Source organism: Streptomyces sp. WZ-12 (genome assembly GCF_028898845.1).
Classification (GTDB): Bacteria; Actinomycetota; Actinomycetes; order Streptomycetales; family Streptomycetaceae; genus Streptomyces.
On the sequence record NZ_CP118574.1, the window covers coordinates 193,300 to 205,555 of the forward strand.

Annotated in this window: 1 protein-coding gene (cut by a window edge); it reads right to left on the reverse strand. The window is 76.5% G+C overall.

Annotated elements, in window-relative coordinates:
- Window positions 1-20: 20 nt before the first annotated feature.
- Window positions 21-12,256 carry the 3' portion of a type I polyketide synthase gene (locus PV796_RS00460; RefSeq protein WP_274910694.1) on the reverse strand. Its footprint extends 16,183 nt past the window's final position, so only the last 12,236 of its 28,419 coding nucleotides appear in the window; its start codon lies off the right edge, out of view — the gene reads right to left on this strand; its stop codon occupies window positions 21-23.

A 12,256-nucleotide genomic window follows, 5' to 3' on the forward strand; every position in this document is an offset into this window, starting at 1 on the left:
CGTCTGCTCCATCAATCGCGCTACAGGTCGGACTGGCCGTTGAGCGCGGCCCGCACCAGGTCTGCCACTGTCATCGAGTCGACGGATTCGCCGTCGTCGTCCGCCGCGGACCGGCCACCGTGGCCGGCGAGTTGGAGCAGCGGTTCCAGCACGCCGATCTCCCGCAGTTGGGCGAGCGGCACGGAGGCCAGGAGGGCCCTGATCTCCGTTTCGTCGTCGGGTCCGGCCGGCTCGTCGGGGAGGAGCCGGTCGAGGAGGTAGCCGCCCAGGGCCGCCGGGGTGGGGTGGTCGAACACCAGGGTCGCCGGGAGGTTCAGGCCGGTCGCGGCGCCCAGTTGGTTGCGCAGTTCGACCGCGCCGAGCGAGTCGATGCCGAGGTCGCGGAAGGTCCGTTCGGCGGCGACCGCGTCGGTGTCGGGGTAGCCGAGCACCTGGGCCGCGCGGGTGCGCACCAGGTCGACGACGGCGTCCTGGCGGCGGGCGGGCGGCAGTGCGGCGAGCCGGTCGGCCAGGTCGCCGCGGTCCGCGGTCTCCGCCTCCGCCTGGGCGGCGAGGGTCTCGCGGTAGCCGGGGAACTCCCGCAGCAGCGCGCTGGGTCGGGTGCCGGCGAAGGCGCCGGCGAACCGGTCCAGGGCCACCTCGGCGACGACCGCGGTCGGCTCCTTCTCGGTGACCAGGCGCAGCAGGGTCTCGACGGCGAGGTGCGGGTCCATGGCGCCGACGCCGGCGCGGCGGGCGGCCTCGTCGGCGCCGCCGGTGTCGGCCATGCCGCCGCCTCCCCAGGCGCCCCAGGAGACGGAGGTGGCGGGCCGGCCCAGCACCCGGCGCTGTTCGGCGAGGGCGTCCAGGACGGCGTTGGCGGCGGCGTAGTTGGCCTGTCCGGGGTTGCCGACGGCGGCGGAGGCGGAGGAGAACAGGACGAACGCGGCCAGGTCGTGGTCGCGGGTCAGTTCGTCCAGCAGGAGGGCGGAGGTGACCTTGGCGCGGAAGACCTCCTGGAACCGTTCGGGGGTGAGCCGGTCCAGGACGCCGTCGTCGAGGACGCCGGCGGCGTGCACCACGCCGGTCAGTGGTTGGTCGGCGGGGAGGGCGTCCAGGACGGCGGTGAGGTGGTCGCGGTCGGCGGCGTCGCCGGCGGTGAGGGTGACGGCGGTGCCCAACGCCTCCAGTTCGGCGCGGAGTTCGGCGGCGCCGGGGGCCTCGGGGCCGCGGCGGCTGAGCAGGACGAGGTGCGCGGCGCCGTCCTTGGCCAGGCGGCGGGCGACGTGCGCGCCGAGGGCGCCGGTGCCGCCGGTGAGCAGGACGGTGCCGGACGGGTGCCAGGGCTCGGACGGTTTGCGGGCGGGGGTCGGGAGCAGGCGGCGGCCGAGCAGCGCGGTGCCGCGGACCGCGACCTGGTCCTCGCCGTCGAGGCCGGCCAGGACGGCGGCGAGGCCGGCCGCTGACCGCTCGTCGGGCTCTTCGGGCAGGTCCACCAGGCCGCCCCAGCGCTGCGGGTACTCCAGCGCGGCGACCCGGCCCAGGCCCCAGACGGCGGCCTGCAACGGACGGTGCGGGCGGTCGCTGCGGCCGGCGGAGACGGCGCTGCGGGTGACGCACCACAGCGGCGCGTCGATGCCGGCGTCGCCGAGGGCCTGGAGCAACGCGGCGGTCAGGGCGGTGCCTTCGGGGACGGCGCCGGTGAGGGTGTCGCGCAGGGCCAGCAGGGAGACCACGCCGCCGAGGCGGGTGCCGTCGGCCGTGCGGGCGCGGATCGCGTCGGCCAGCGCGGCCCGGTCGGCGGTGGCGGCCTCGACGTGCACGAGGTGGGTGCCGAGCCCGTCGAGGGTGGTGGTCACCCACGGGTCGTCGGCCAGGCCCTCGGGGATCACCGCCAGCCAGGTGCCGCTGAGCGCCTTGCGGTGCGCGACGGCGGCGCCGGTGAGGCGCTTCCAGACGATCCGGTGGCGCCAGCTTGCGAGTTGGGTCTCGTCGGCCTGCCGGCTGCGCCAGTCCATCAGGGCCGGCAGCACCTTGGACAGGGCGTCGCTCTCCACGTCGAGTACGGATTCCAAGGCGCTGAAGTCCTCCTGTGCGACGGCGTCCCAGAAGGCGGCGTCGGTCTCGGCGGGCGCTCCGGCTGTCGGGGCGGCGGGGGCCGTCCCGGGGATGGCCTCCGGCCAGAAGCGGCCGCGTTGGAAGGGGTACGTCGGCAGGTCGAGCCACTGGGCGCCGCGGTCGGCGAAGTACGCGTCCCAGCGCGGCCCGGCGCCGTGGACGTGCAGTTCGGCGAGGGCGGCGGTCAGGGTCTCCTGCTCGTCGCGGGTGCGGCGCAGGGCGGGGACGACGACCGCGTCCGGCGCGCTCTGCCGGGCCATGGCGGACAGCACGGCGTCCGGGCCGAGTTCGAGGAAGAGGTGCACGCCCCGGTCGGCCAGGGTGCGCACGCCGTCGGCGAAGCGGACGGTGCCGCTGACGTGGCGCACCCAGTAGTCGGCGGAGCACAGGTCCTCGGTGGTGGCCACGTCGCCGGTGAGGTTGGACACCACGGGGAGGCGCGGCGGGTGGTACTCCAGGCCCTCGGCGACGGTGCGGAAGTCCGCCAGCATCGGGTCCATCAGGGCGGAGTGGAAGGCGTGGCTGACGCGCAGGCGGGTGGTGCGGCGGCCCCGTTCGGCGAGGGTGGCGGCGAGCGCGGTCACGGCGTCGTCGGTGCCGGAGAGGACCACTGCGGTGGGGCCGTTGACCGCGGCGATCCGGACGCCGTCGGTGAGCAGCGCGGTGACCTCGTCCTCGGTGGTCTCGACGGCGATCATGGCGCCGCCGGCCGGGAGTTCCTGCATCAGGGCGGCGCGGGCGGCGACCAGGCGGCAGGCGTCGTCCAGGGAGAGGACGCCGGCGACGTGGGCGGCGGCGAGCTCGCCGATGGAGTGGCCGGCGACGAAGTCGGGCCGGACGCCCCAGGATTCCAGCAGCCGGTACAGCGCGACCTCCAGGGCGAAGAGGGCGGGCTGGGTGTGGCCGGTGGCGTGCAGCGCGTCCTCGTCGGTGCCCCAGACGACGTCCCGCAGGGGGGTGTCGGTCCGGTTGTCCAGGCGGGCCAGGACGGCGTCGAAGGCTTCGGCGAACACCGGGTGCCGCTCGTACAGTTCGCGGCCCATGCCCAGCCGTTGGGAGCCCTGGCCGGAGAAGAGCACGGCGCTCTTGCCGGTGCGCTGGAGGTGGTGCGCGGTGGTGTGCGGTGCGGTGGCGCCCTCGGCGAGGGCGGTGAGGCCGGTGCGCAGGTCGTGGGGGTCGGTGGCGGTGACGGCGGCGCGGTGCTCGAAGGCGGCGCGGGTGGTGGCCAGCGCGTGGGCCAGGTCGGTGGGGCGGGTGTCGGGGTGCGCGGCGAGGTGGGCCAGCAGGCGGCGGGCCTGGGCGCGCAGGGCGTTGGGCGAGCGACCGGAGAGCAGGAACGGCAGGGGTGCGCCGTCGTCGGCGGGCCGGGCCGGGGGCTCCTGGTGGGGCGGTTGTTCGAGGATGGCGTGGGCGTTGGTGCCGCTGGCGCCGAAGGAGGAGACGGCGGCGCGGCGCGGGCGGTCGACGGTGGGCCAGGGGGTGCGTTCGGTGAGCAGTCGGGCGTGGCCGGCGGTCCAGTCGACGTGGGACGAGGGGTTCTCGGCGTAGAGGGAGCGCGGCAGTTCGCCGTGGTGCAGGGCGAGGACCATCTTGATGACGCCGCCGACGCCGGAGGCGGCCTGGGCGTGGCCGATGTTGGTCTTCAACGAGCCGAGCAGTACGGGGGTTTGTCGGTCCTGTCCGTACGTGGCGAGCAGGGCCTGGGCCTCGATGGGGTCGCCGAGGGTGGTGCCGGTGCCGTGCGCCTCGACGGCGTCGATGTCGGTGGGTGTCAGGCGGGCGTTGGCGAGGGCCTGGCGGATGACGCGCTGCTGGGCGGGGCCGCTGGGGGCGGTCAGGCCGTTGGAGGCGCCGTCCTGGTTGATGGCGGAGCCGCGCAGCACGGCGAGGACGCGGTGGCCGTTGCGGCGGGCGTCGGAGAGTCGTTCGACGACGAGCATGCCGACGCCTTCGGACCAGCCGGTGCCGTTGGCGTCGTCGGAGAAGGCGCGGCAGCGGCCGTCGGGCGACAGGGCGCCTTGGGCGCTGAACTCGACGAAGCCCACCGGGGTGGCCATCACGGTGACGCCGCCGGCCAGGGCGATGGTGCATTCGCCGGCGCGCAGGGCCTGCGCGGCGAGGTGCAGGGCGACCAGCGACGAGGAGCAGGCGGTGTCGACGGAGACGGTGGGGCCCTGGATGCCGAAGGTGTAGGCGAGGCGGCCGGAGAGCAGGCTGGCGGACTGGGCGGTCTGCCACTGTCCGGCCTCCGCCGGCGGCCGGTAGTCGCCGGAGCCGCCGCCGACGAAGACGCCGGTGGTGCCGCTGCCGCGCAGCGTCGCCGGGTCGATGCCGGCGCGCTCCAGGGCTTCCCAGGACGTCTCCAGCAGGATCCGCTGCTGCGGGTCCATGACCATCGCCTCGCGCGGCGAGATGCCGAACAGGCCGGGGTCGAAGTCGGTGGCGTCGTAGAGGAATCCGCCCTGGGCGGTGGCGCTGCGGCCCGGGCCGTCGCCGGCGAGGGCGGTCAGGTCCCAGCCGCGGTCGGTCGGGAAGTCGCCGACCGCGTCGATCTCGTCGGTGACCAGCCGCCACAGGTCCTCGGGGGAGGTGACGCCGCCGGGGTAGCGGCAGGCCATGCCGACGATGACGATCGGGTCGTCGCCGGTGGCGGTCGGGGCGGCCACCGGGGCGGCGGAGTCGGTTTCCTCGCCGAGGAGTTGGGCGCGCAGGTGGGTGGCGAGGGCGGTGGGGTTGGGGTGGTCGAAGACGAGCGTGGCGGGCAGGGCGAGGCCGGTGGCGGCGGTGAGTTGGTTGCGCAGGTCCACCGCGGTCAGGGAGTCGAAGCCCAGGTCGCGGAAGGGCAGGTCGGGTTCGAGGAGGGCGTGGTCGGCGTGGCCGAGGACGGTGGCGGCCTTGTCGGTGACGAGGTCCAGCAGGATGCCGTCGCGGTCGGCGGCGGGCTGCTCGGCGAGCCAGCGGCCGTAGTCGCCGGCCGCGGCCCGCCGGTCGGCGCGGTCGCGGGCGGCCTCGGCGAACGCGGTGCGGGCCTCGGGCAGGGCGTCGAACAGGGCGGTGCGGCGGGCCTCGTGGTGCAGCGGCGCGAAGGTCTCCCAGCGGACGTCGGCGACGGTCTCCGCCGCGGTGCCGTCGGCGACGGCCCGGCCGAGGGCCGTCAGTGCGGTGTCGGCGTCCAGCACCGGCAGGCCGTTGAGCCGCAGGTGGCTGGCGAGCGGGGGCGCGGCCAGGTCGGACCAGGCGGCCCAGGAGACGGTCAGGGCCGGGGTGCCGCGGCCGCGGCAGGCGCGGGCGAGGGCGTCGAGGTAGGCGGCGGACGCGGCCTCGGCGGCTCGGCCGCGGACGCCCCAGACGCCGGCGAGGGAGCCGAAGAGGACGAAGGCGTCCAGGGGGCGGTCGGTGAGCGCGGCGGCGAGGGCGGTGACGGGGGCGAGGGCGGCGGTCAGGTCGGCCGCGGTGTCGGTGGTGGCGCCGGTCTCCGCGGCGTGGACGACGGCCGTGAGGGGGGCGTCGTCGGGCAGGGCGTCGAGGAGCGCGGTGCAGCCGTTCGGTGCGGTGGCGTCGTGGGGCACGACGGTCACCTGGGCGCCGAGCGCGGCCAGTTCGGCGGTCAGTGCCCGGGTCTGTTCGGCGTGGTCGGTGGTGTCGGGGGCGGTCAGGACGAGGTGGGCGGCGCCTTCGCGGGCCAGCCAGCGGGCGGCGTGGCCGCCCATGGTGCCGGTGCCGCCGATGACGAGCACGGTGCCGGTGGGGCGCCAGGGGGCGCCGTCGGGGTCGGCCGGCGTGCGGACCAGGCGGCGGCCGTGGACTCCGGTGGCGCGGACGGCGATCTCGGTCTCCGGGTCGGGCGCGGCGAGGTGGGCGGCGAGCAGTGCGGCGGTGTGCGCGTCGGGGTCGGCGGGCAGGTCGACCAGGCCGCCGAAGCGGTCGGGGTGGTCCAGCGCGGCGACCCGGCCCAGGCCCCACAGGGCGGCCTGGCCGACGGCGGTCGGGGTCTCCCCCGCGACCGCGGCGGCGCCGCGGGTGACGCACCACAGGGGCGCGTCGACGCCGGCCTGGTCCAGCGTGGCCAGGAGGGCGGCGGGCCGGGCCGCGTCGTCAGGCAGGGCGTCGGCGGTGGCGGCGAGCAGGGAGACGACGATGCGCCAGGCGTCGGCGTGCGGTGTCGTCAACTGCTCTTCGAGAGTGGCCGGTTCGGCGGTGACGGTGTCGGTGCCGAGGGCGTCGGCGACGGCGGTCACCCAGGCGGCGCCGGTGTGTCCGGGCGGGGCGAGCAGCAGGGCGGGGCCGGTCGGTGCGGCGGCGTTAGGGGTGGGCAGCGGGGTCCAGGTCTCGTGGTAGCGCCAGGTCGCGGCGGCGGACCGGGCGCCCTGCCGGCGCCGCCAGGCGGACAGCGCCGGCACCATCGCGGTGACGGTGTCGTCGTCCAGGCCGAGCGAGGCGGCCAGGCCCGGCAGGTCCGCGCGCTCGACGGCGGTCCAGAAGGCGGCGTCGACGGGGTCGTTCGGGGCGTCGGGGGCGCCGGGTTCGGGCCAGAACCGTTCGCGTTGGAAGGCGTAGGTGGGCAGGTCGGTCCGGTGGCCTCCGGTGGCGGCGAAGTAGGCGGCCCAGGACGGGCCGGAGCCGTGGGTGTGCAGGGTGGCCAGGGCCTCCAGGAGGGCCAAGTCCCCGGCCCGGTCGGGGCGTTGGAGTGGCACGACCACGGTCGGTGTGCCCGTCCCGGTGGTGTCGAGGCCGTCGAGGGTCTGCTCGGTGAGGGCGGACAGCACGCCGTCCGGGCCGATCTCGACGAAGGTGGTGACGCCGGCGTCGTGCAGGGCGCGCACGCCGTCGGCGAACCGCACGGTCTCGCGGACGTGCCGCACCCAGTGGTCGGGGGTGCGCAGTTCGGCCGCGGTGGGGGCGCCGAGGAGCGTGGAGACGACCGGGATGCGCGGCTCGTGGTAGGTGAGGGTCTGGGCGACCCGGGCGAAGCCGGCCAGCATCGGGTCCATCAGCGGCGAGTGGAAGGCGTGGCTGACGCGCAACTGCCGGGTGCGGCGGCCGTCGGCGGCGAGGCGGTCGGCGACGGCGCGGACGGCGTCCGCGGTGCCGGCGACGACCACCGACCGGGGCCCGTTGACGGCGGCGATCGCGACGCCGTCGGTGAGGAGCGGGGTGACCTCGTCCTCGGTGGCCTCAACGGCCACCATGGCACCGCCCGCCGGGAGTTGCTGCATCAGCCCGGCGCGGGCGGCGACGAGCGTGCAGGCGTCCTCCAGGGAGAACACCCCGGCGACGTGGGCGGCGGCGATTTCACCGATGGAGTGGCCGGCGACGAAGCCGGGCCGAACGCCCCAGGATTCCAGCAGCCGGTACAGCGCGACCTCAACGGCGAACAGCGCGGGCTGGGTGTGGCCGGTCTCGTCCAGCAGCGCGGCCTCGGCGGTGCCGGGCGCGGCGAACAGCGCGGGGCGCAGCGGGACGTCCAGCACGGTGTCGAACTGGGCGAGGACGGTGTCCAGGGCGTCGGCGTAGACCGGGTGGTGCCGGTAGAGGTCGTGGCCCATCAGGGCGTGTTGGGCGCCCTGTCCGGAGAACAGGAACGCGGTGCGGCCGGGGGTGCGGGGCGCGGTGGCGCGGGCCGCCTCGCGCACGCCGTCCGGTCCGGCGAGCAGCACGGCACGGTGCGGGAAGAGGGTGCGGTCGGTGGCCAGGGTGCGGCCGACGTCCTGGCGGGCGAGCTCGGGGTGGGCGGTGAAGTGGGCGGTGAGGCGGTCGAGTTGGGCCTGGAGCGCCTCGCGAGTGCGGCCGGAGAGGATCCACGGCACGACGGCGGGGGCCGGCTCCGAGGTGGGGGCGTCGGCCGGTTCCGGGGCGGTGGGGGCCTGTTCGACGACGACGTGGGCGTTGGTGCCGCTGACGCCGAAGGCGGAGACGCCGGCGCGCCGGGGCCGGCCGGTCTCGGGCCAGGGCCGGGCGTCGTCGAGCAGCGCGACGGTGCCGGCGCTCCAGTCGACGTGGCTGGTCGGGGTGCCCACGTGCAGGGTCTTGGGCAGGGTGCCGTGCCGCATGGCCAGCAGCATCTTGATGACGCCGGCGGCGCCGGCGGCGGCCTGGGTGTGGCCGAGGTTGGACTTGACGGTGCCGAGCAGCAGCGGCTGTTGGGCGTCCCGGTCCCGGCCGTAGGCGGCGATCAGGGCGCGGGCCTCGATGGGGTCGCCGAGGGTGGTGCCGGTGCCGTGTGCCTCGACGGCGTCGATGTCGGCGGGGGCGAGGTGGGCGTCGGCGAGCGCCTGGGCGATGACGCGTTGTTGGGACTGGCCGTTGGGGGCGGTCAGGCCGTTGGAGGCGCCGTCCTGGTTGACGGCGGTGCCGCGGATCAGGCCGAGGACCTGGTGGCCGTTGCGGCGGGCGTCACAGAGGCGTTCCAGGACGAGGATGCCGGCGCCCTCGGACCAGGCGGTGCCGTTGGCGGCGTCGGAGAACGGCTTGCAGCGGCCGTCGGGGGCCAGGCCGCCCTGGGTGGAGAACTCGACGAACGAGTCGGGGCTGGCCATGACCGAGACGCCGCCGGCCACGACGAGGTCGCATTCGCCGCTGCGCAGCGCCCGGCCGGCCCAGTGCAGGGCGACGAGCGAGGAGGAGCAGGCGGTGTCGACGGTGACGGCCGGCCCTTCGAGGCCGAGCGCGTAGGACAGTCGGCCGGACATCACGCTGGCGGTGTTGCCGGTGGCGACGTAGCCGGCGACGTCGGAGGCGGAGCGGCGCAGCAGCGTCGGGTAGTCCTGGCCGTTGGTGCCGACGAAGACGCCGGTGCTGGAGCCGCGCAGGCCGGCGGGGTCGATGCCGGCCCGCTCCAGCGCCTCCCAGGTGGTCTCCAGCAGCAGTCGCTGTTGGGGGTCCATGGCCAGTGCCTCGCGGGGCGAGATGCCGAAGAACTGGGCGTCGAAGTCGGCGACGCCGGTGAGGAATCCGCCCTCCAGGGTGTCGGAGGCGCCGGCGCCGAGGGCGGCGAGGTCCCAGCCGCGGTCGCCGGGGAAGCGGCTGATGCCGTCGCGGCCCTCGTCGAGGAGGTGCCAGAGCTCCTCGGGCGTGCTGACGCCGCCGGGGAAACGGCAGCCGATGCCGATGACGGCGATCGGCTCGTCGTCAACGGCCCTGGTGGCGACGGCCGTTGTGGCGTGCGCGGGCAGGGTGCCGAGGAGTTCGGCGAGCAGGAAGTCCGCCAGCTCGCGGGGCGTGGGCAGGTCGTAGACGAGGGTGGCGGGCAGGTTCAGGCCGGTGGCGGCGTTGAGGGCGTTGCGCAGTTCCAGGATGGTCAGTGAGTCGAAGCCGAGGTCGCGGAAGGCGCGGTCGTCCTCCACGGTGCGCGGGTCGGCGTGGCCGAGTACCGCGGCGACCTGGGCGCGCAGCAGGTCCAGAACGGCCGCGGGCCGTTCGGGCTCCGGCAGTTCGGCCAGTTGCTGCCGCAGGCCGGTCGCGGTGCCGGTGGTGGCCTGCGGGGTGGCCCCGGCTGTCTCGGGGAGGTCGGCGACGAGCGGCAGCGGGCGGAGCGCGGCGAAGGCGCGTTGGAACCGCTCCCAGTCGATGTCGGCGACGGTGACGGTGGTGTCGTCGTGCGTGACGGCGCGCAGCAGGGCGCGCACGGCCGGTTCGGGCGCGAGGGGTTCGAAGCCGCCGCGCCGGACGCGGTCGGTGAGTTCGGGGTCGTCGGCGACCATGCCGGCGCCGGCCCACGGGCCCCAGGCCACGGACAGCGCGGTCCGGCCGTGGGCGCGGCGGTGCTCGGCGAGCGCGTCCAACTGGGCGTTGGCCGCGGCGTAGTTGCCCTGTCCGGCGGCGCCGAGGGCGCCGGCGGTGGAGGAGAACAGGACGAACGCGCCGAGGTCCAGGTCGGCGGTGAGTTCGTGCAGGTGCCGGGCGGCGACGGTCTTGGCGCGCAGCACGGCGGCGAAGCTGTCCGGGGTGAGGGCGTCCACGACGTGGTCGTCGACGACGCCGGCGGTGTGGAACACCGCGGTCAGCGGGGCGTCGTCGGGGAGGGCGGCGAGGAGGGCGGCCAGCGCGTCGCGGTCGGCGGCGTCGCAGGCGGCGAGGGTGACGCGGGCGCCCAACGCCTCCAGTTCGGCGCGGAGTTCGGCGGCGCCGGGGGCGTCGGGGCCGCGGCGGCTGAGGAGCAGCAGGTGGGTGGCGCCGTCGCGGGCGAGGCGGCGGGCGAGGTGGCCGCCGATGCCGCCGGTGCCGCCGGTGATCAGGACGGTGCCGGCCGCCGGGTCGAAGGCGGCGCGGGCGGTGTCGGGTTCGGTGGGGGCGTGTGCGAGGCGGCGCAGGAAGACGCCGGAGGGGCGGATGGCCACCGCGTCCTCGCCCTCGGTGGCCGCCAGCACGGCGCGCAGGCGGCGCGCGGCCTGGTCGTCCAGGGTGGCGGGCAGGTCGACGGTGCCGCCGAACCGGTCGGGCAGTTCGAGGGCGACGGCGCGACCCAGGCCCCAGACGGCGGCCTGCTCGGGGGCGGTGATCCGCTCGGCGCGGCCGACGGCGACGGCGCCGCGGGTGACGTTCCACAGCGGCGCGTCGATCCCGGCGTCGCCGAGGGCCTGGAGGGCGGTGGTGGTCAGGGTGAGCGCGGCGGGTGCGTCGGGGTGGCCGGCGTGGCCGGTGGCGAGCGGCAGCAGGGACAGCACACCGATGAACGGGCCCTGGTCGCCGGCCGCTTCGGCGATCCGGGCGGCCAGCTCGGCCCGGTCGGTGGTGGTGACGGACAGTCGGACGGTGGCGGTGGCCAGGGCGCGTTCGACGTCGGTGGCCCAGGCCGCCCCCGCCTCGTCCTCCTGGTGGTCGTGCGGGACGAGGACGAGCCAGCGGCCGGTGGGCGTGGTCGGCGCGGTGGTGCCGCCGCGCGGCTTCCAGATGACGCGGTAGCGCCAGGAGTCGAGTTCGGTCTGCTCGCCGCGGCGGCGGCGCCAGGCGGTGAGTGCGGGGACCATCGCGGTGACGGTCGCGTCGTCGAGGTCCAGGGAGGCGGCGAGGGCGGCGACATCGTCGCGCTCCACGGCGGCCCAGAACTCGGCGTCCAGGGCGGCCCCGGGTGCGGCGGTCGGCGCGGCGGTGGTGTCGGGCCAGTACCGCTCGCGTTGGAACGCGTAGGTCGGCAGCGGCACCCGCCGCGCGCCGTGGTCGGCGAAGTAGGCGGTCCAGTCGACGGCGGTGCCGTGCGCATGGGCCGCGGCGACGGCGGTGATCAGGGCCGGCTCCTCCGGCCGGTCGCCGCGCAGGGTCGGCAGCAGTGCCGTGCGGGCGGCGTCGGTGAGGCTTTCCCTGGCCATGCCGCTGAGCACGCCGTCCGGGCCGAGTTCCAGGAAGGTGCGGACGTCGCCCTGGGTGGCGAGCCAGTCGATGCCGTCGGCGAAGCGGACCGCGGCGCGGACGTGGTCGACCCAGTACGCGGGCGTGCAGACCTGCTCGGCGGTGGCCGGGCCGCCGCTGACGTTCGACACGAACGGGATGGTCGGCGGGTGGTAGGTCAACCCGCGGGCGACGGCGGAGAACGCGTCGAGCATGGCGTCCATCAGCGGCGAGTGGAAGGCATGGCTCACCCGCAGCCGTTTGGTCCGCCGCCCGTCGGCGGCGAGGGTCTCGGCGAGGGCCAGCACGGCGTCCTCGGCGCCGGCGATGACCACGGAGCGGGGCCCGTTGACGGCGGCCACCGACACCCGGTCGGCCAGGTCGGCGAGGTGCGGCAGGACCTCGTCCTCCGCCGCCTCCAGGGCGACCATCGCGCCGCCCTCGGGGAGCGCCTGCATCAGTCGGCCGCGGGCGGCGACCAGGGTGCAGGCGTCGTCCAGGGAGAGGACCCCGGCGACATGGGCGGCGGCGAGCTCGCCGACGGAGTGGCCGGCCAGGTAGTCGGGGGTGATGCCCCAGGACTCCAACAGGCGGAACAGCGCGACCTCGACGGCGAACAGCGCGGGCTGGGCGTAGCCGGTCCGGTCGAGCAGGGCGGCGTCGGCGGAGCCGGAGGCGGCGAACAGCACCTCGCGCAGCGGCCGTTCCGGGCCGCCGTCGAGACGGGCCAGGACCTCGTCCAGCGCATCGGCGAACGCCGGGTAGCGGTCGTAGAGTTCGCGGCCCATCCCGGCCCGTTGGCTGCCCTGTCCGGTGAACAGGAAGGCGGTGCGGC